Origin of the sequence: Sebaldella termitidis ATCC 33386 (genome assembly GCF_000024405.1) — a bacterium.
GTDB lineage: Bacteria > Fusobacteriota > Fusobacteriia > Fusobacteriales > Leptotrichiaceae > Sebaldella > Sebaldella termitidis.
This window is the reverse complement of record NC_013517.1, coordinates 1,422,170-1,440,783: the sequence shown is the minus strand read 5'-3', so window position 1 is coordinate 1,440,783 and position 18,614 is coordinate 1,422,170. Positions and strand designations below refer to the sequence as shown.

At 29.2% G+C, this 18,614-nt stretch carries 25 protein-coding genes; 12 read left to right on the top strand and 13 right to left on the bottom strand.

Annotated elements, in window-relative coordinates; genetic code table 11:
* Positions 1-46: 46 nt before the first annotated feature.
* Positions 47-958: an AraC family transcriptional regulator gene (locus STERM_RS06670; protein WP_012860816.1), complete on the top strand. Its 912-nt coding sequence runs from the start codon at positions 47-49 to the stop codon at positions 956-958.
* 125 nt (positions 959-1,083) lie between these two features.
* Positions 1,084-1,326, top strand: a complete 243-nt coding sequence (locus STERM_RS06665) for a hypothetical protein (RefSeq protein WP_012860815.1) — start codon at positions 1,084-1,086, stop codon at positions 1,324-1,326.
* A 247-nt stretch (positions 1,327-1,573) separates the two neighbouring features.
* Here STERM_RS06665 and STERM_RS06660 read toward each other — a convergent pair whose 3' ends face one another.
* Entirely contained in the window at positions 1,574-1,915 is a 342-nt protein-coding gene (locus STERM_RS06660) for a TIGR04076 family protein (RefSeq protein ID WP_012860814.1), read from the bottom strand.
* 103 nt (positions 1,916-2,018) lie between these two features.
* Between STERM_RS06660 and STERM_RS06655 the strand changes: the two genes are divergently transcribed.
* Complete coding sequence (locus STERM_RS06655; RefSeq protein ID WP_012860813.1) at positions 2,019-2,357, top strand: winged helix-turn-helix transcriptional regulator; 339 nt, start codon at positions 2,019-2,021, stop codon at positions 2,355-2,357.
* 212 nt (positions 2,358-2,569) lie between these two features.
* Positions 2,570-2,992, top strand: coding sequence for a DUF3592 domain-containing protein (locus STERM_RS06650; RefSeq protein WP_012860812.1), 423 nt, complete (start codon positions 2,570-2,572; stop codon positions 2,990-2,992).
* A 220-nt stretch (positions 2,993-3,212) separates the two neighbouring features.
* On the opposite strand, the gene STERM_RS06645 is transcribed toward STERM_RS06650, so the two are convergent.
* The 8 genes from STERM_RS06645 to STERM_RS06610 form a co-directional block, all read right to left on the bottom strand.
* Complete coding sequence (locus STERM_RS06645; RefSeq protein WP_147289479.1) at positions 3,213-4,013, bottom strand: hypothetical protein; 801 nt, start codon at positions 4,011-4,013, stop codon at positions 3,213-3,215.
* Positions 4,014-4,313: 300 nt separating this feature from the next.
* Positions 4,314-5,090: a PhzF family phenazine biosynthesis protein gene (locus STERM_RS06640; RefSeq protein WP_012860810.1), complete on the bottom strand. Its 777-nt coding sequence runs from the start codon at positions 5,088-5,090 to the stop codon at positions 4,314-4,316.
* Positions 5,091-5,344: 254 nt separating this feature from the next.
* Positions 5,345-6,163 carry a pentapeptide repeat-containing protein gene (locus STERM_RS06635; RefSeq protein WP_012860809.1) on the bottom strand — a complete coding sequence of 273 codons (819 nt, stop codon included), beginning with the start codon at positions 6,161-6,163 and terminating at the stop codon, positions 5,345-5,347.
* A 92-nt stretch (positions 6,164-6,255) separates the two neighbouring features.
* Positions 6,256-6,753: a hypothetical protein gene (locus STERM_RS06630; RefSeq protein ID WP_012860808.1), complete on the bottom strand. Its 498-nt coding sequence runs from the start codon at positions 6,751-6,753 to the stop codon at positions 6,256-6,258.
* An 11-nt stretch (positions 6,754-6,764) separates the two neighbouring features.
* Positions 6,765-8,285, bottom strand: a complete 1,521-nt coding sequence (locus STERM_RS22370; protein WP_244407270.1) for a zincin-like metallopeptidase toxin domain-containing protein — start codon at positions 8,283-8,285, stop codon at positions 6,765-6,767.
* Between the two features lie 440 nt (positions 8,286-8,725).
* Positions 8,726-9,325 carry a homing endonuclease associated repeat-containing protein gene (locus STERM_RS06620; RefSeq protein WP_012860806.1) on the bottom strand — a complete coding sequence of 200 codons (600 nt, stop codon included), beginning with the start codon at positions 9,323-9,325 and terminating at the stop codon, positions 8,726-8,728.
* 354 nt (positions 9,326-9,679) lie between these two features.
* Positions 9,680-9,991 carry a hypothetical protein gene (locus STERM_RS06615; RefSeq protein WP_012860805.1) on the bottom strand — a complete coding sequence of 104 codons (312 nt, stop codon included), beginning with the start codon at positions 9,989-9,991 and terminating at the stop codon, positions 9,680-9,682.
* Positions 9,992-10,021: 30 nt separating this feature from the next.
* A complete protein-coding gene (locus tag STERM_RS06610; RefSeq protein ID WP_012860804.1) occupies positions 10,022-10,906 on the bottom strand; it encodes a DMT family transporter in 885 nt (294 codons plus the stop codon).
* A gap of 194 nt (positions 10,907-11,100) precedes the next feature.
* Here STERM_RS06610 and STERM_RS06605 point away from each other — a divergent pair, with 194 nt between their 5' ends.
* From STERM_RS06605 to STERM_RS06590, 4 genes are all read left to right on the top strand, one after another.
* A complete protein-coding gene (locus tag STERM_RS06605) occupies positions 11,101-11,478 on the top strand; it encodes a GyrI-like domain-containing protein (RefSeq protein ID WP_012860803.1) in 378 nt (125 codons plus the stop codon).
* A gap of 567 nt (positions 11,479-12,045) precedes the next feature.
* Positions 12,046-12,414 (top strand): MarR family transcriptional regulator, encoded by a 369-nt coding sequence (locus tag STERM_RS06600; RefSeq protein ID WP_169305392.1) that lies wholly within the window; start codon positions 12,046-12,048, stop codon positions 12,412-12,414.
* Between the two features lie 198 nt (positions 12,415-12,612).
* The gene (locus STERM_RS06595; RefSeq protein ID WP_012860801.1) at positions 12,613-13,239 is read left to right on the top strand and encodes a YdcF family protein; all 627 of its coding nucleotides are present in this window, start codon (positions 12,613-12,615) and stop codon (positions 13,237-13,239) included.
* A gap of 28 nt (positions 13,240-13,267) precedes the next feature.
* Positions 13,268-13,519 carry a hypothetical protein gene (locus tag STERM_RS06590; RefSeq protein WP_012860800.1) on the top strand — a complete coding sequence of 84 codons (252 nt, stop codon included), beginning with the start codon at positions 13,268-13,270 and terminating at the stop codon, positions 13,517-13,519.
* A 105-nt stretch (positions 13,520-13,624) separates the two neighbouring features.
* Here the strand turns inward: STERM_RS06590 and STERM_RS06585 are convergent, their stop codons facing one another.
* Positions 13,625-14,185 carry a DUF1062 domain-containing protein gene (locus STERM_RS06585; protein ID WP_012860799.1) on the bottom strand — a complete coding sequence of 187 codons (561 nt, stop codon included), beginning with the start codon at positions 14,183-14,185 and terminating at the stop codon, positions 13,625-13,627.
* A 364-nt stretch (positions 14,186-14,549) separates the two neighbouring features.
* A complete protein-coding gene (locus STERM_RS06580) occupies positions 14,550-15,035 on the bottom strand; it encodes a DKNYY domain-containing protein (RefSeq protein WP_012860798.1) in 486 nt (161 codons plus the stop codon).
* Positions 15,036-15,314: 279 nt separating this feature from the next.
* Here STERM_RS06580 and STERM_RS06575 point away from each other — a divergent pair, with 279 nt between their 5' ends.
* Positions 15,315-15,791, top strand: a complete 477-nt coding sequence (locus STERM_RS06575) for a GNAT family N-acetyltransferase (RefSeq protein ID WP_012860797.1) — start codon at positions 15,315-15,317, stop codon at positions 15,789-15,791.
* Positions 15,792-15,954: 163 nt separating this feature from the next.
* Here STERM_RS06575 and STERM_RS06570 read toward each other — a convergent pair whose 3' ends face one another.
* Positions 15,955-16,545, bottom strand: coding sequence for a hypothetical protein (locus STERM_RS06570; protein WP_012860796.1), 591 nt, complete (start codon positions 16,543-16,545; stop codon positions 15,955-15,957).
* A gap of 323 nt (positions 16,546-16,868) precedes the next feature.
* On the opposite strand from STERM_RS06570, the gene STERM_RS06565 reads away from it, so the two are divergent.
* From STERM_RS06565 to STERM_RS22090, 3 genes are all read left to right on the top strand, one after another.
* On the top strand, positions 16,869-17,285 hold the full coding sequence (locus STERM_RS06565; protein WP_041309845.1) for a MarR family winged helix-turn-helix transcriptional regulator: 417 nt from the start codon (positions 16,869-16,871) through the stop codon (positions 17,283-17,285).
* A 163-nt stretch (positions 17,286-17,448) separates the two neighbouring features.
* Positions 17,449-17,631 carry a hypothetical protein gene (locus STERM_RS06560; RefSeq protein ID WP_012860794.1) on the top strand — a complete coding sequence of 61 codons (183 nt, stop codon included), beginning with the start codon at positions 17,449-17,451 and terminating at the stop codon, positions 17,629-17,631.
* Between the two features lie 24 nt (positions 17,632-17,655).
* On the top strand, positions 17,656-17,817 hold the full coding sequence (locus STERM_RS22090; RefSeq protein ID WP_012860793.1) for a hypothetical protein: 162 nt from the start codon (positions 17,656-17,658) through the stop codon (positions 17,815-17,817).
* Between the two features lie 134 nt (positions 17,818-17,951).
* Here STERM_RS22090 and STERM_RS06555 read toward each other — a convergent pair whose 3' ends face one another.
* Positions 17,952-18,428 (bottom strand): cupin domain-containing protein, encoded by a 477-nt coding sequence (locus tag STERM_RS06555; protein WP_012860792.1) that lies wholly within the window; start codon positions 18,426-18,428, stop codon positions 17,952-17,954.
* Between the last annotated feature and the right edge of the window lie 186 nt (positions 18,429-18,614).

Here is an 18,614-nt window from a genome sequence, read left to right as displayed (position 1 = left end):
TTTGAATTTGAATAAAATAAAGTACACAAAAGGAGGTGCTGTTCCTTTGAAAAATATATGTAGTGTAAAATTTAGAGATGGAAGCAAAGAGGAATTATTACCCGGTCTTACTCCGGATTTTCCTTATATTGCTTCTTTTGTCGAATTAGACAAGCATGCAGGCCGTTTTGTTCCCTGGCACTGGCATAAAGAAGTTGAATTATTTTATATAAGAAGCGGGGTTCTGGAATATTATACACCAGAGAAAAAAATTGTGTTTCCGGCAGGATCAGGCGGGATCATCAATTCTAATGTACTGCACATGACCAAAACACAAGAAAAGGTAAATAATACAGTTCAGCTGCTGCATATATTCGATACTTCCTTTATAGGGGGACAATCAGGGAGTAAAATAGAGCAAAAATTTATCATCCCCTTTATTACAGCCCCGCAAATAGAAGCATTGGCATTCTATCCCGATAATCCTGAACACTCTGATGTATTAAGTATGATTCGCGAGTCCTTTAATATAAAAAATGACAGCTATGCTTATGAATTGAGATTACGTTCAGCTTTATCAGAAATATGGAGCCGGCTTTTTTTATTCTCAGAACCGCTGTTAAAAGAAAAAGGAACTTATGATAAAACAAATGACGAATTAAAAATGATGATGATATACATCTATGAACATTATATGGAAAAAATTTCTGTATCTGAAATTGCAAACTATGCATTTATCAGCGAACGAAAGTGTTTTCGAATATTTCACGAACGTCTGCATACTACACCGACAGAATTTATAAAAAATTACCGTCTTCAAATGGCATGCAATATGTTAATAGGAAGCAGAGAGGCAATTTCATCTGTCGGTCATGCCTGCGGACTGGGAAGCAACAGTTATTTCGGAAAAGTTTTCCGTGAGCATTTTGGATATTCCCCGGCAGAATACCGGCAAAAATGGCAGAATAATGATATATAAGGGCAGAAATAAGATATTCATTCAAAAATGTTTTTGTTACAATATACTTGTAAGGACGATGAGTAAACCTAAAAATGTAACACATTAAGTTATCGTCCGAAAGCTTTTTGAATGGAGGATGTATTATGATTATAAAATTAAATATTTTCAATATAGACAATTTTTTTAAAACAATAAATGAATGCAGAGACACAATTAATTTATTACATCAGAATATGAAAAGAGAAACCCTTAACAAACAGTATGGTATTCAGGATGAATTATTAAAAAAACACAGAAAAAACAAAAATTTTCTGAAGCTTTCACTTGATATTGCCAATCCCAAAGATTACATGGATATTGTTCTTTTCACAATCAGAGATTATTAGTAGCTAATCTTGCTGACAAAAAAGAATTTATCATAAACCACAAACAGGATTTCAAAAGATATCCTGACTCTCCCCTGTAAGATACAAATATATGATTTCTGCCAGCTTTCATATAACAGTATCTTACAGGGTTTTTATTTAGGACATTTTTATTTTGATCTGCCGCCAGAGTCGTGTTATAATTTTTATGGCAGAACTGTCAATTACCGGTAAAGGAATGCATTATCAGTATTATAAAAATAAATGCTTACTCTTTTACAGGCACATAATCTATTTTAGATTCTTCATCAGTTGCCGAAATTTTGAAAATAACAGGTCTAAGACCGTCATTACAGCTGCAGACAGCAATACCCGGCTTATCAATCCAATCTCCGTAATAAAATATTCCGCTACCGTGAGAAATAGAAAAAACATACTGGTACATCGCCTTCCATGCTTCATCGCATAATCCTTCCGGTTTGGCGTAATCACCGTAAAAAATATCTCCGACTTTGTGCATCGGACATTTTCCAAGCCCCTTACACCCGTATTCTTTGGCTAATTCTTCATCAAATGTTGTTTTTAAAACTTCAATTTTACACTTATTCATCTCTTTTCCTCCTTTACTATCTATTATTCATATTGTACAATATAAAAAAAGAATATTAAAGTACGCACTTTTTTGTTACATACTTACCAAAAGGAGAGTTTAAATGAGTATGAAAGATTTCAAAAACATCAAAAATTTACACGATACCCCGTTCGGATATACACTTTCGATTATAGGCGGCAAATGGAAGATGATTATACTGTACTGGCTGTTTGAAGTTAATACTGTCAGATATAATGAATTAAAACGTCTTATCGGTTCTATTTCCCACAAAATGTTAAGCAGTCAGCTGAAAGATCTGGAAAAAGACGGCTTAATCATACGTAAGGAATATCCTCAGATTCCTCCCAGGGTTGAATATAGTCTGACTCAGAAAGGCCGCTCGCTGTTTCCTCTTATGGAGGAAATGTGTAAATGGGGAGAGCTCAACAAATCTGAATGAGTTTTGCTTTTTTTATATCTGTATTATAAAAAACTAATAATATTTCTTTATTTTTTATAAATACTTATGGCAGAAAGAATCTTTGGAAAGCGTTTATATTTTTCTTTGTATCTTTATTACAATTCTAATTAATGTGTTATAATATCCCTGAATATTTATAAATACGAAGTGTCATAAAGAATATCTATATTTTATAACAAGGAGGTTTTTTTATGGAACGACTGGTTAAAATGACTGCTATCCCTCTTTTTTTAATAGGAATCCTTCTAATTTATGTAAGTATTTCTATTTTTAATTCTACTAATGATTTTAAAAAAACAGCTGTCCCGGTCACAGCAGTAATTTCTAATATAAGTACATATTCCAGAAATGACGGTGAAATAGGACATAATGTATTCGTTGATTACAAATATGCTGATAAAATATATGAACATGTCTATATTAATGCTTATAACAGTAATATGTTTGTAGGAAAAAAAATTAATATTTATGTAAATACTGCTTTTCCTTCCGAAGCAAAGTATATTTCTTATCTATCTGTTTTTTTTCTTGCAGGCATGGCAGTTATTTTACTGCTTGCCGGATTAGGAGTTGTTTTCATGGACAGCGGCAGTCGAAAATCAAAGGAAGTGTGAAAATACTTTATGAAAATCTTGATAAAAAATTCTGCTAAAATGCTTATTTTATATATTTTTTTATGTCTGTTGCTGGTATCTCAATATAATAAAGCCCCTGCTTGAAGGGCTTTATTTTTTTATAGTGTAATTTTTCTGGTACACTCCATGAAATTTCCATAGTTTCCCGCTGCAATAATCAAAAATTCCGCTCCTGATTATTAATAAGTCGGAATATTTTTTATTTAAGTAAATCTTTTGGCAAACCCTGTGATATAAATTCATTGCAGTAAAACTCATATTTTGGATGCTTATTTCTTTTCGCCCTGTTTAGTAAATCTACAAAATATTTACAATCTTGGCGAAACTGCCGATTATTTTCATAATTTTCTCTTGGTGATATTCTGCAATGACTTAGCAGCATATCCCAATTCTCACTATCTTCATCATATATAAAGTTAGATGCTGCTCCGATATTTCCCATATCCAGAAAAAAAGATGCCCAGCGTTTATCCCAAATCCGTTGTGAATCACTGTAATTTTTATTATACTCTATCCCGTATGCCCTGCTGAGACATGGCGACACCATATAATATTTACGAATATCTTCTCTAAGAACCTCGTACACTTTATCTGCAGGAAAAATACGCGGTGCTGAGAGAATTTTAAATTCTAACAATTCTTTATGTGTACTTCCTAAATTATATAAAATATTATTTTTAAAATTTGTATTAGATTCATACATAATTTTCAATACATAATCCAGATCCAATTTATGAAATAACTCATTTCTTTGAGAATAGTGAAATATCCAAGCGTCATTAATATCATTTCCATCTTGATGTACATATTTATCTGCGATATCCTTTATAAATAAAAGACACTTCTCATTATCTTCTTCTGCAAACCAGTTCAGACTGCGCCTTATTCTTCTGATATTTTTTATTTTCCCTGAATATTTCTCATCTATATTTAATAAATATTCGGCAATAAGATCACGCTCTTTCTCTAAATCTGTTGTCATTTTTAATATTCCTCTCATTATTTTTACTTTCTTGGAAATTTATAATTGTTCATCTATGATTCAATTTTAATTTTAAAATTATACAGTATTTAAGATTTTAAATCAATTTTTATATAGTCTGATAATCACACTTATAAACAAAATCAGAATAGTAATCAACCAAATCTATAAACATAAAAGAAAAAAGCCCCGAGAGGCTGAGCAGACTGCTAATACATATTTAGTTATTTTTCTATTTTGACTGCTCCTATTATCCCAGATTTCCAGTCTGGTGTCATTTTGAACAGTTAGTATTTATTCAATCCTTATTTAGTAATATTATAAATAAATTTCACCAGCAAGATAAAGAATTGCGTTTCCTGAAATTTTTACTCTGTCTCCCTTATCCTGACAGTATAAAATGCCCCCTCTTTTGGACAATTGATGTGCTGTAAGTTTTTCTTTTCCAAGTCGTTTTGCCCAAAACGGAATTAACGATGAATGTGCAGATCCGGTTACAGGATCTTCTGGTATACTAATTCCCGGAGTAAAATACCGGGACACAAAATCTGCTTCTCTCCCTTGAGCAGTAATTATTAAATTTACACAGCCCGGAATTTTTGAAACAATATCTAAATCAGGGACTGCCTCGTAAACATCCTTTTCTGTTTGAAGAACTAATATCATATCTCGTGATAAATGAGCTTCCATTATCGGTACACCCAAAGCATTTTCCATCAGCTCGGTCACTTCTATTTGCTCAGGAGGACGTGACGGAAAATCCATTTCTAATAACCCGTCATTCCGTGTCACTTCTAAAATGCCGCTTTGTGTTGAAAAGACTAAATGTTCTGCTTTTTTATCAACGAATTGAAAAAGAACATAAGCACTGGCAAGAGTAGCATGTCCGCACAGATCGAATTCCTGTTCAGGCGTAAACCAGCGTAAATTATATTCATTTCCTTGTTTTAGTATAAATGCCGTTTCTGCCAGATTATTTTCCGCAGCTATATTCTGCATTATTTCATCAGCTATTGGCTCCTCTAATAAACAGACACCCGCTGGATTTCCTGAAAAATGATGATCTGTAAATGCATCAACTATAAAATATTTCAAAATAATTACTCTCCTATTTCTAAATAGTGACATTCTATGAATATTCTATCAGTGTTGTCCCTATCTTTTATTTTGTTCTCATTTTGGACTCAGTTTTTTTATTTTTAGTATTATACTATATTTGAGAGCTTTAATCAATTTTATAGTGCGGGGTATTTAGTTTCAAATTATTGGTAATATAAATTATTATACTAAAGAAAAATTACTCTATAAAACTTATGATACAGCCCAGCTCCTTTTACATCTATCTGATTTCAGTATTTTCGACTCAATTGTATATTTTCATTATAATTTTCAATTAGTAATTTTATTTTTTCTCTATTCTTATTAGAATAATCTTTAAGATATGTATTTCTATTTTTTATAAATTTATCAGTTCTATCTGCAAAGTCTTTAAATATAACTTTATACTGTAATATAATATTACTTAGTATCAAATGTAAAAGAAAACTATTGTTGTCATCTTTATTTAAGTTATTCAAATTATTTTTCACAAAAATATCAAATTCTCTTAAAGGATGTTTTTCATCATAACTTTTATTATTATTAAATTCTTTTTTTATTATAATATACTTTTCATCAATTTCGTTATCAATAAATAGCATTTTTTTCTCTTTTGGATCTACCCCCTTTGGTAACTGAGTTTTTATATTATAATATGCATTATCAAAATTAATACTTTGCGAATTTTCGATATTTTCAAATATTGTGTTAAATAGTATTGTGTTTTTAAAATTTGCAGTTTTCATATCACTGCTTTTAAAATATGTATCAGTTATAAGAGAATTTTGAAAGTTTGAAAATCTCATTTTACAATTCTCAAAATTTGAATTCGATATCCTTACATTTTCAAATTCTGACATTATAAATACGCTATCTTTGAAACTAGAATTTATAATAATTGTATCATTAAAAATAGCATTTCTAAAATCTGAATTTTCTACAAAAGTTTTCTTTATTTTTATTTTATCCAGAAAAGCTCTGTGAAAATTTATTCCCTTAATATTTTGACTTTCTAAACTAATTATATCTAAATTTAAAATTGCTTCATCTGAATTAGTATATATTCTCAATTTTAATACCCCAATCTGTCGGATCTGCTATTAAATTTAATTATGCTTATTAATTTAATTTTTTTTACTTTAGAAATTCTCCTTGTTATATTTTACTCATCATCAAAACTCTTTAATACCTTTTTCCAATTATCGTCATCATCATTGTCATTGTTGTCATCATCCATTATATATTTTATATCTTCATCCGAAAATTCATTGCCGTCAAATACAGGGTGCCCATTAGGATCCAGCATTCCCATTACTTTTCTATCTTTATCAGAAACAATCAATGTATAATCCTCATATAAAAATGAATTTTCCGGCAAATTAACCTTTACCCTCCAAGCCGACCGTTTATCATCATTTTTTCTATTATTTAAATCTATTTTAAATGTATATTCTTCATCAAAAAATAACTGTCCAAAATCTTCATTAACATTCCCTTCCAGTTTATTTATTTCATGATAATCTTTTGCTATTTTAATTACTTCCTCTGGTTTTAAAGAAACAGAAATCGTTATTTCATTAATTCTTCTTAAATGCTTCGCATTTCCATCACTAACATTCTTCTTTCTTATTTCTTTACTATCCGTTTTTTTATTATCCATAAAAATTCCTCCTATTCCCCTAATTCTAGTCTGAGCCTATCAATATATATTTTAGCATTATCAATAGAAGCCTTGTCAAATCTATATTGATTTTTCATTATTTGTTCATAAACTAACTCTTCTCTTTGTAAGCGAGTAAGCTTTAGATATTCTTCTTTTCCTAACTTCAACCATTGTTTTGTATGATAACCTTCATGAGCCATGCTAATATTACTAGGTTTTTCTCTTACATAAATTATGCCATCTTTGTAATCAAAACCAGCAGCCATCCTTTCTGGTAATATTCCGTCTTTATCAATTTTTACTTTTATGCCACATCTACCCCAGTATGTCTTATAATTTTTTATTTCTTTTCTAGTTGCTATTGTTTCCCCAACAGGATTTACTTCCACTACTGGTTTTTTTCTATAATCTAAATTTTCACTGTTTGACTTACTTCCAGTCTTAACCTTACCCTTTGTCGACATATCTAAAGCTTTTACCATTTGATAATATCCATATATCTCATTATATGCTGACATCCCATCATTAGCTGTTTTCCTTAACATATATGCCGCTTTTCCATCATCACTTAATGAATTTACTATCTGAGCTGATTCCATTGGATCATAATTTGTATACCCTCCTGCATATGCTGCCTGTAATGGATGGTATCCCAATACACCAGGAAGCATTTTTTTGTTCTGACAATCCATTCCTTTTTCCCAAAGTTCTGTTATTCCTTCTTTACTTGTTCCCCTGCTAAAGAAATCTCCTATTGTCATATCTGGTAACACTGAACGGATATCTCTTACTTTAGTTTCTATATAATAACCTGCTGCAAATAAAGGATTTGTTAAAGCCATTAATCCTGATATCTTTCGCGGTTCTAAATCTACCTTATTAGGGTTTTCCTGCATTTTAGCATAAATATCTCTTAAATTCACGTTTTTTATATCCTGCCAGTTATCAGCTTCATATATTTGCTTGCTTCTCTGTAATTGAGCCAGTTCCTCTCTTGGATCATAACCTGTCTGCATGTACATATAAGAGTTTCCTTTATTATTTCTTTCCATGTCTCTTACAGTACTTCTCAGCCTATTCTCTTCATTTGTAAAATATTCAGTCATTGCTCCGTCAAACATTCCTATTAAAGACTTTACAGCCATATCAGATAAATTTTCCATACTGTCTTTCATCTGTTCTACTGTGTCTGCAAAATCTCCAAATAATTCTGTCATTGCTGAAGCATAATCAATCTGTCTACTATCGGAAATTGTTATCCTGCCGCCATACGGGCAAAAACAATAACTATCTTCCAATAATGCCTCACTTCCTGCAAGTATTACTTTTGAATAAGTCTCAAACCAGATCAAAAACTGACCATATAAATCTGATTCCATTTTACACTTTCCCGTAACACTGCAGCTGCCAAATGATTTAATATGCTTTCCTGCAACATTGTCTGCTTGACTTGCTACATAATATCCCTGTAACTTAATATTCTTTGGTGATACCTCAAATTTACTTTCAAATTCTCCTTTATCACAGATAAGTTTACTTCCAAGAATTAAATATTCCTTATTTTCCCTGCTAATCTAACACACCCCACCTTCTATTTTAGTAAAAATTAACTAATGAAAGTTCGCCTTTTGTACGCTTTTTTTATTATTTATAATTATATTAGCACTAACTTTTATATACTACCATTAGTAATTTTCTCTAACTTGACAATATTTTCATTCCTTCATTTCTTATAGATACTTATATTGATAATAGTTTAAGTAAATTTATGCCTAGGGTTACTATTAAAATTATTGAGAAACTTGATAATGAACTTGAAAATTTTTATTCTTTGGTTATTAAAAAATGCTGATTTCCATCAGTATTTTTATTACATCTTCAATTATCATTTGTTACTCTTCATCATTTAATATTAAATTCTTTCACTCATATCTTATTTTTCATATTAATTTTTGAATTTTTAACCTGTTTATTTCTTTCCACTTTTCAATGGCTTTGCTATTCTGCAAAACTTCTCCCAATCCCCAAAGCTGTTTATTATCTGCTCTATAGTTATACCAGTTTCCTTATAAAAATCTTCCGATGATATTTTTACATTTTTATATTTCATCTGTTTTTTTAATCTTTTATATTTTCCTACCAGCTCTCCCTTTGTGTATAGATATTCTCTTTTTTTTGGATTTTCTAACTCAATTATTATTTTTTCTTTTATATTATTTCTCAGATTAGCTGCTTTTATTCCGTTTGCCCAGCTTCCAAATTTTAATTCTACTATTTTTGCCGAACATACTGTCTTATCAGAATCAAAGCTTTTCTTTGTTATTTTTCTATTTTTGGAATAATGATCTTTTAAGTCTTTTATTATCGCTTCCTTTGTTATCTTATTTCCAATTCCTGCCTTTAATAAAGCATTATTCCAGCTTCCAAATCTCATATATACTATCGAACTTGAACATACAGCTTTATCCTTTGCAAAACTACTTCTTGTTATTTTAGAATTTCTTTTATAATGGTCTCTTAGTTGTTCTAACATATCTTCATTACTGTATCTTTGTTCAGTTCCAGCCATAAAATCCTCCAAACATAGTTTTTTTATAATTTAACATAAATATTTATTTTTTTCAATTATTTTATTAAAAATTTTTTTTATTATGGTGAATTTCTGCTATATAAAATGCACCTCCATTTGTTAGTTCTGTCTAACTTTTGGGGTGCACTTCATCCTTGAAGAGCTTTTTTAATTAAAGCTGTGATAAAAATCTACAAATAAGCAAAGATTAAGATATCTCAGAAAGTTATTTTTTATACATTTTCTCTATAATCAATGAAAATTACATTCTAACTATCTATCTTTATTTATATTAAATTTCCTGATTAAATTTTTTCTAAAATCATTTAATTTCTGTATTATGTTTTTTATTTATTATACAAGTGCTTTTCGCCGTTCCTGCAGAACTGAAATTTGCTCTTTTACATTCTGTATAAGTTTTTCCCTGTCTCCGCCCATATCAAGATAAGCCCAGTTTTCATCAGGCGGATCAATCATTTTTTCCAAAGTAATTATTGCGCTGTCAAGCAGCTTTTTTAATTCATTAAGATATTCTGCCGGCCAGACATATACAATTCCTAATGTCTGCAGTAAATATGCGGCAGCACGAAATGAATCATAGGTTTCTTTGGTTTCATCAAAATTTTCTATTTCTTCTATCAGAACTGGTATTCCCCATTTTTTCACACCTCCGGATTAATAAAATTAATATATCTGTTACTTGTATAGAAGCCCGTATATTTTATCACCAAAATTAAAGACTAAAATTCCGAAAAGAATTACTGCTCCTCCGATCAGAGTCGAATATTCCGGAATTTCATTTGCAATAAAAAAACCTAAAATACTTGTCAAAAATGGTGTAACAAACATATAATTACTTACATCCGAGGTCTGTCTTGCTTTTGAAAATGCTTTTGACCATGCAATATATGCAATCGCACTGGAAAATACACCTAATAATACAACATAGAATAATTGTATAAAAGGTACGTGTAAAACCTCTCTCAGAGAAGCAGGCATAAAAACAGCCAGCAGTATTGTTCCGCTGAAAATGCTGAAAGAAGAAGTCTGTAATGCTGTATATTTTTTTGTAAGCCTGCGCTGTATTAAGTTATATATGCTTAGTACTAATGCAGCCAGAAAGAGCCATAACAATCCTATATTAATAGAAAATATCCCCTTTAGCAATGTCAAAATACATACTCCTATGAGCTCAATGATAATAGCTCCCCATTGAATACAGCTTAGTTTTTCAGAATAAATAAAACGTGCTAATACCGCTGTAATAACAGGAACTGTAGCTATAACAACGCTTGCTGTGGAAGCTGATATACTTTCCTGCCCTTTATTAAACGTAATTATATAAATGAAAAATCCCACTGCTCCTGCCAGTAAAAACCAGGGAAAGTCTTTTTTTGAAGGGAATTTCATTTTTGTTATAAAGGCAATGCAGAGTAGAGCACAAGAAGCAATAAAGTATCTTAAAAATCCCAGAGAAAAAGACGAAAAATACTGTAATGTCAGTCTTGTTAATACATACGCCAATGACCAAAATACAATCGTAATTATTGCATACGGATGATAGCTGTCCTTAAATTTCATATTGCTCCTTTCAAGTATTATATATATTTCAAATAATTTCATTTATTATATCTTAAATATATTGTTCTGTCGATCTCTTTTTTCAGATAATTTAAAGCATTAAATTAACTTTTTGTGGTTTTAGATAATATGACATGCTTTTGTCATATTATTAATCATATAATGTTTATATTATATAAGAAAGGGTGATACTAATGCTTGAAAATATTAAATCTAAAAAAATTACCGGAAAAAAAATACGAACTAACAATAATAAAATTGATGAAATCATCTCTTTATGGAAAGAAGTTCCCACACTGGGGTTAAGCGGCGATATCTATGCTGTATACTATAATTATGAAAGTGACTTTAACGGGGATTTTGATTTTTTGATTGGTTCTGAGAATAGTGCTTTAAAGGACTTTGCAGATATTAAAGAAGGAAAATACATGATATGGACGGCTGATTCCCAGGATGCCGTGGGATCAGCATGGCAGAAAATCTGGAATACCGAATTAGACAGAGCCTACGAAAGTGATTTTGAAGTATACTCACAAGATGGAAGTATAAAAATTTTTATCGGAATAAAATAAACAAATCAGCTATAAATCTAAGTTTTTCTGCAGGATACTTAGATTTTTTTATGCTTCTTTTTTATTTACTGTAAGTCTGTTGCAAAGTACCTTTTATAATGTATCATTAGTAATATTTATTGATTTTATTAAGTAAATAAACTATAATTTACTTAATAATAATATCATAAGAACTTATTATTATATTCAATTCTTTCAATTGTACAAAAAATTTTTAAAAAAATATTTTATTAAATAAATTTACAATTATCTGTTTTTTCATAATGAACTGTACAATCAATTAAATTTATAAAGCTACTTATATTAGCTTTTTAGTACGAAATAGAATAAATAATCTATAAAAACATTACTTTATTTATTGACAAATCTAATAGATAGTTATATAATTAGCTCACTAACGGATTTGCTTTTTTATACAAATTTAGAAATGAGGCGATTGTCATTATTGAAAAATTTCCTGATATTAAAGGATTAAATTTGTTAATACAAGAGTATACTACTGGGAACTCAGATATTATAGGTGCATTTTTCAGTTTTTTATTTACTTCCCAGAAATTCTCCGGAAAAATGGAGGGTTTTTTAACTAAATTCAATTTAACAAATACTCAACTTTCAATATTGCTGCTTCTTCATTTAAATAAAGACTCTTTTGAAACACCCAGCAGTATTTCAAAAAAATTGGGGTTATCCACTCCCACTATAAGCAATGTCCTAAAAACTCTGCATAAAAAAGAATATATTCAAAAACAGACATCGCCGGAAAATAAAAAATCTTCTTATATAACTTTAGATAAAAATGGAATAAATTTTTTAAAAGATTTTATTCCATACTGTAAAGAAAAATATGAGGATTTTCTTTCAAACTTTGATGCCGAAGAATTAAATTATCTAAAAGAACTATCTTTAAAAATTTTTTCTAATCTTGATTCTTTTTAATACCTGACTCAAGAATATATTACTTTTTGAAAGAAAATATAAAAAGAACTCCCTTTCGATGTCATTTAGAATTTTACAGATACAGGAAAGGGAATTTTCTTATATGGACTTCTGAATTTAGGAGTCACAGTAACTTCGCAATTTCCAGACTGCAAAAGCAGGTTTTACTAAAATAATTTTGAAAGCAGTTATATTATTATGAAAAAAATAAATTTAAAAAAACTATTAATTTTTATTGCAGGTATCATAATTGCATATGTCGTAATCACGGCCATAAGCATCTGTCTTTACAGTAAAGTCGATGAAAAGCAGCCTGCCGATGTTGCTGTTATTCTCGGGGCAGGCGCATCTGACGAAAAGGTATCACCTGTTTTTCAGGAACGTATCAATCACGGGATATCATTATACAAAAATAAATATGTAAAAAAACTTATTTTTACAGGCGGCACAGGAAAAGGAAATCAAAATTCAGATGCTTATACTGCAATGCAGTATGCAATAAAGCAAGGCGTTCCGAAGGATGATATATTACTCGAAGAAATGTCCGTAATTACGCAGGAAAACATTAAGAATGCAAAGATGATAATGGATAAAAATTCTTATCATACAGCAATTCTTGTCAGTGATCCGCTGCATATGAAAAGAGCTATGCTAATGGCTAAAAATAGCAAGATAGACTGTTACAGCTCCCCCACTCCTACAACAAAATATATAACTTTGAAAAGTACTCTGCCTTTTTTATTAAGAGAAGTGTTTTTTTATGTGGGATATAAAATATATACTATGTTCGACTATATTTCACGGCTGTTTAAGTCTGGTCTCTAAAAATAATTAAGAATTCCAGGAGTATTGTATGCGTAATAAAAAGAAAAAAATAATTACTATAATTATGTTATTGTTTGTATTTTCTCTGATGCCTGTGACCATACATTATAAAGACGGCGGGACAGTGGAATATAGAGCGGTTTTATATCAGGTTATTCAATGGCAGAGCATAAATAACAAAGAAAATGTTTCTTCAAAAATATTTTATGTTTATAAAGGGCTCGAGGTCAAAATACTTGGAATTACTGTTTATAATAATGCTCAGGTAAAAGGAGAATAAAATTATAAATAATAATATTTCAGATTTTTGGTTTACAATTACATATTTTTTATTAATACGCTAAATGAGAGCTTTAAAAATCAAAGCTCTCATTTCTCTGTCTTACTATGTTGTCAAATATATTATCTGTTCCTTTTGTAATTTACATTTCTTAATTTTCCTGTCCATATTACAAAAGATCTTGTTATTTTTTATTAAATAATCTAACCGGCTGTTCGAGATACAAAGCTTTTCTTTCAAAATAGACATTAATTTAATATCAAACTGATAATCTGATTTCAGATGTATTTCAAAGCTATTGTCTGTGTAAATATCAATATGTTCTCCGATAAGTGAATAAGTCGGCGGCAATATCTCAAAACCGGTTTTTGATAAATGATTGCAGCTCATAGTATAATAATGAGCTAATTCAGTGTCATTTCCATAGAATTTATCAAGCATTTCTCTGGAAAAATAATTGTGCTTTACTCTGGAAAACAACTCTTGTTTCCACGTAGTTTTACAATTAGAGCAATTATAGATAAGCCATACATCAAGATTTTTTTGATTGGCATTCACTCTGAATAATTTCGATGATAAAAATTCACTTTTTTTACCACATTTTTTACAATATTTTTTTACTCTTGGAAGTGAAGTATATTCCACTCTCCAAATAATTTTTTCCATATTAAAATATCCTTTACTATTATTTTGTTTTGTAATAGTAAAGCAAAAAAAGGCGGGGTTATTCTAAAACCATATGTAATTCCCAAAATTAATCACTCCTCAAAATTTTTTTATTATAAAAATCATATTATCAAAAATTTTAGTACATTGGTTTAACCGCCTTTCATAATTTTAATATAATCATATATTATATTTTTCCTTTGATTTTACTCACTTACTTAGCTCAAAATTTACAGCTGCTTACCATTTGGTTTATTTTTATACTTTATATAATTATTTTTAAATATATCATATTTCAGGAAAAAGTACAAGTATTCACTACCATTGCATAATTACCGGCTCACTCTGTTTTTTACTTAAAATATCAGTTATTGACTTTTTTACCTTTATAATAAGTACTGTAATTGTCCTTAGCATATCCGTTATCAAGATTTTTAAAAGAATTGCCGCTTGAACCGCTGATTTTATTTCCTCTGTAATAAGCGTAATAATTATCTCTGGCATATCCGTTACCAAGAGCTTCAAAAGAATTGCCGCTTGAGCCGCTGATCTTATTTCCTCTGTAATAAGCATAATAATTATCTCTGGCATATCCGTTATCAAGAATTTTAAAGGAATTGCCGCTTGAACCGCTGATTTTATTTCCTCTGTAATAAGCGTAATAATTATCTCTGGCATATCCGTTACTAAGGACTACAAAAGAAGCGGCGGATGCTCCGCTAATTTTTTTCCCTTCATAGTAAACATTATAAGAATCTTTATAATACAAGTTATTATCATATTTTCTGTTAGAAAAGCCTGTATTAAAAATAAATATAATCATTAAAACAGTAAATAAAAATTTTTTCATAAAAAACCTCCACTCAAGTATTTAAATACATGATATACTATAAATGTGAAGTTTTGGTGAACAATGATTGTTAGAAACAAGAAAAATATTATTGCTTTTCATATTGGCCATTTCTTCTTTCAGTATTGCTGAACTTGAAGAAAATTCAAAAATTAAGTATAAATAGGATATATCTCATTATGAAACCTTTTTATGCTAAGCAATGAACCTGCTTACTCAGAAACATATATCAAACTAATACATAGGAGAGAAATATGACAGACTTTAAAGAATGTAAAATTGAAGATATTAAGGAATTTACAAGAGCTCAGCCGTACTACCTACTTAAATTCTTTTTGCAAAATATTAAATGAAAATGATGTAAAAGCATATATCTCAGCTAAATACAGCTTAGAAAATTTAAGAGCCGAGCTTGAAGATAAAACAACCCGGTTTTTATTCCTGACATTTGATAATAAAAAAATAGGATATATGAAGTATAATCATGACTCTTATAAACTTAACAATTCACTTGATATTGACAGGATTTATTTATCTGACGCATATAAAGGCAGAGGGTTTGGAACCAAGCTTTTGCAAAAGGCTGAATCTATTGCTAAAAATAATAATAAAAGTTATCTGACTCTTGGAGTCTTAATGCTTAATAAACCTGCTGTTTCATTTTATGAAAAGAATAACTTTTCTGTTTTTGGCGAAGAAAACATAATAATAGGAAGTAATAGTTATGTCTTGTTACATATGATGAAAAACATATAAATCCATATCTGCATTGTTGATAAATTATAAATTTTTCATTTTCATATGAAAGAATACGCTAAAGTTTTTATAATAATTCAGATACAAATACCTATATAAGAAAAAGCCCTCTAAAAAGGGCTTTTTCTGCTTTTAATTTTTATAAGACAAAAATTTATTTTCATTAATATGAAGATTTTTTGCCTTTTATTATTTTTAAATTTTCATATAAAACCTGACCTTTTTCATTTATTATAAATTCTTGCAAATACTCAGTACCAGTTATTTTTTCCTCCACTACAAAAGTCACCATGGCAGGATAATCAAACTCTTTTTCTAATATTCTTATATTATCTTTTGATTTTTCAAATAATTTTATTAAAATTATTTTTTCATTATCAGGCATTAAAACAACAAAAGAATTATCTTTTGGATATTCAAAAACATTATTATTCCCTTTACTTATAACTATCGGCTGGTTTTCTCCGTTTACCGTTATTGATTGCAATTTCACCTTTTCTATTCCTTTAGATATATTTTTTATCTTGAGTGCTAAACTTTTACCGCCATAAGTACCATTATAGTCTAAAACTGTATTCGAAATATCATCTATGCTAAAAGAACTTTCAAATACTTTTTTTGGCTGCTTTTCATTTATTTCTTCCTCTAACGTTTCTTCAATACGGTTTTTCGGATCTACTATATCCTTTTTTTTACAGCTTACAATAAATAAACCTAAAAAAAGAACAAATACTACTAATAATAACTTTTTCATAAATTTTCTCCTTATTTTTTGTTCCATTATACTATAAATATTATTTTTTGTAAAAACTAATATCTTTTGACACTAAGAAAAATTACTTTATTAGTGTTTTATCTTCCCTACAATATATTCTCTGTTTTAAGTTATATAAAATCTACATTTTAGATAAAACTTTTTTAGACTTCTGTTCTTACTTTCTTAAGCTGCTTATCTGCAGTTTTCCAATTTTTTTCAAAAAAGTATTGACAAAATATTTTTTATGTTATATACTTAGACATATAATTGTTAGGGAGCGAACTAAGGAGGTGCTTTTTATTAATAGAAATCGTTATGTAATGTTTGCAATAAAATCATTAACACTCCAATTAAAACGACTGCTTGATGAAAGTGCTGCAAATATTGAAAAAGACATGACGGGTATTCAGGCAGGAATTATTGCATATATTAATATTTCAAGTGAAACAGGAGAAGTGTTTCAGAAAGATATTGAAGAAGAATTTAACATAAGACGTTCTACAGCAACTGGTATTCTAAATTCTTTAGAAAAAAACGATATGTTAAAACGCGAATCTGTTTCATATGACAAGCGCTTAAAAAAATTAGTTTTAACAGAAAAGTCCAACCTTTTTTGCAAGAAAATCCGTGAAACCCTTATAGCGGATGAGAAAAAATTGACTGAAAATCTTACAGCAGAAGAAATAGAATTTTTTTTGAAAATTATTGCAAAAATGATGAAAAACATTATGTATTAAAATATTCCATCTAATATTAAAGATGGTTATTTTTCAAAACATATTGTTAGGAACATAACTGTTAGCGCCCGAATTTAATTCAGATATTATCGGCTAATAAATATACAAGACCATACTTATCTCATAACTTTTATAATAAAAAAATTTAACAGGAGGAAATACTATGAAAAAATCAATATTAATTTTAACCTTATGCACAACAGTATCTTTTATGTCCTTAGCTGAAAATAATTATGCAGTTAAAATAGCTAAAAAGACAGTGCCTACTGCTACACAAAAAGCAGTAACCTATGATTCGCCGGAAGAAATAATAGAAAGAATACAACAAGAAATAAAACACAAATAAATATAATATTTAGGAGGAAATACTATGAAAAAGACAATCTTATTTTTTACTTTATTAACTTTAGTTTCTTCAGCTTTTGCAGCCGAAACTATGATAAATCTTAAATTTACTGGACAAACACAATCAAAAGAAACTACAAAAGATGAAAGATTAGAAGAAATGATGAGAAGATATCAGGGAGAATAATACTGAATCTGTGTACATATAAAAAGACCGGGATAATCCGGTCTTTTTATATTATTAATAGATAAAGCAGTAACAATTTTATATATTTTAAAAGCATAAATATAACTGCTCCGGAATATTTATGCATCCTTATATTATTCATCTTCATAATAAGGAATATTTGAATCCTGCTTATAGAATTTTGGGAATTCACCATTTACAAATACGCCAACTTTGTTTGTATGAGGATAAATAACAACATCCGGAGAATTATTTGTATCAACATCCAAGTAAACTAACATCTCATTTTCTGATGAGTTTTTCAATCTATGTGCAGCATCTTTACAAGGCGGAAATACAATAACATCTCCTCCCTTAACAGAAATTTCACCTGCCGGTGTTTCAAGAAGTCCTTGTCCGCTAATAATATAGAACACCTCTTCATTTGATGTATGATAATGATACGGATAATTAGATTTGCCCGGGGAAAGAGAATAAAATGTTACCGTACACTTGTTTTCATGTAATAAACCACTTACATCATATCTGTCAAATTCATAAATCTCATTAGGTGATACATGTTTTGGTTCAATTTGATTGATATTGGTTACTAAAATTTTTTTTAAAGACATACTACCTCCTTGTATAACTCAAGACTTTCTTTAAATACTTTTTCTCCATATTCTTTAAAATTCATGTTTACAAACCTCCTTTTATAGTCAGCCGTTCTTTTTTTGCTATTTCTCTTTCAGATATTTTTAAATCACTGCTTTATAATTTTCGCTATTCCCTAATAAAGCAAAAAAAATTTATGGCAG

What these genes read in the sequence shown, in the direction of transcription:
- STERM_RS06665 (WP_012860815.1), top strand. Translation starts at nt 1,084, where the DNA reads ATGATTATAAAATTAAATATTTTCAATATAGACAATTTTTTTAAAACA.
- STERM_RS06660 (WP_012860814.1), bottom strand. Translation starts at nt 1,915, where the DNA reads ATGAATAAGTGTAAAATTGAAGTTTTAAAAACAACATTTGATGAAGAA.
- STERM_RS06655 (WP_012860813.1), top strand. Translation starts at nt 2,019, where the DNA reads ATGAGTATGAAAGATTTCAAAAACATCAAAAATTTACACGATACCCCG.
- STERM_RS06650 (WP_012860812.1), top strand. Translation starts at nt 2,570, where the DNA reads ATGGAACGACTGGTTAAAATGACTGCTATCCCTCTTTTTTTAATAGGA.
- STERM_RS06645 (WP_147289479.1), bottom strand. Translation starts at nt 4,013, where the DNA reads ATGAGAGGAATATTAAAAATGACAACAGATTTAGAGAAAGAGCGTGAT.
- STERM_RS06630 (WP_012860808.1), bottom strand. Translation starts at nt 6,753, where the DNA reads ATGGATAATAAAAAAACGGATAGTAAAGAAATAAGAAAGAAGAATGTT.
- STERM_RS06620 (WP_012860806.1), bottom strand. Translation starts at nt 9,325, where the DNA reads ATGGCTGGAACTGAACAAAGATACAGTAATGAAGATATGTTAGAACAA.
- STERM_RS06610 (WP_012860804.1), bottom strand. Translation starts at nt 10,906, where the DNA reads ATGAAATTTAAGGACAGCTATCATCCGTATGCAATAATTACGATTGTA.
- STERM_RS06605 (WP_012860803.1), top strand. Translation starts at nt 11,101, where the DNA reads ATGCTTGAAAATATTAAATCTAAAAAAATTACCGGAAAAAAAATACGA.
- STERM_RS06600 (WP_169305392.1), top strand. Translation starts at nt 12,046, where the DNA reads ATGGAGGGTTTTTTAACTAAATTCAATTTAACAAATACTCAACTTTCA.
- STERM_RS06595 (WP_012860801.1), top strand. Translation starts at nt 12,613, where the DNA reads ATGAAAAAAATAAATTTAAAAAAACTATTAATTTTTATTGCAGGTATC.
- STERM_RS06590 (WP_012860800.1), top strand. Translation starts at nt 13,268, where the DNA reads ATGCGTAATAAAAAGAAAAAAATAATTACTATAATTATGTTATTGTTT.
- STERM_RS06585 (WP_012860799.1), bottom strand. Translation starts at nt 14,185, where the DNA reads ATGGAAAAAATTATTTGGAGAGTGGAATATACTTCACTTCCAAGAGTA.
- STERM_RS06580 (WP_012860798.1), bottom strand. Translation starts at nt 15,035, where the DNA reads ATGAAAAAATTTTTATTTACTGTTTTAATGATTATATTTATTTTTAAT.
- STERM_RS06570 (WP_012860796.1), bottom strand. Translation starts at nt 16,545, where the DNA reads ATGAAAAAGTTATTATTAGTAGTATTTGTTCTTTTTTTAGGTTTATTT.
- STERM_RS06565 (WP_041309845.1), top strand. Translation starts at nt 16,869, where the DNA reads ATGTTTGCAATAAAATCATTAACACTCCAATTAAAACGACTGCTTGAT.
- STERM_RS06560 (WP_012860794.1), top strand. Translation starts at nt 17,449, where the DNA reads ATGAAAAAATCAATATTAATTTTAACCTTATGCACAACAGTATCTTTT.
- STERM_RS22090 (WP_012860793.1), top strand. Translation starts at nt 17,656, where the DNA reads ATGAAAAAGACAATCTTATTTTTTACTTTATTAACTTTAGTTTCTTCA.
- STERM_RS06555 (WP_012860792.1), bottom strand. Translation starts at nt 18,428, where the DNA reads ATGTCTTTAAAAAAAATTTTAGTAACCAATATCAATCAAATTGAACCA.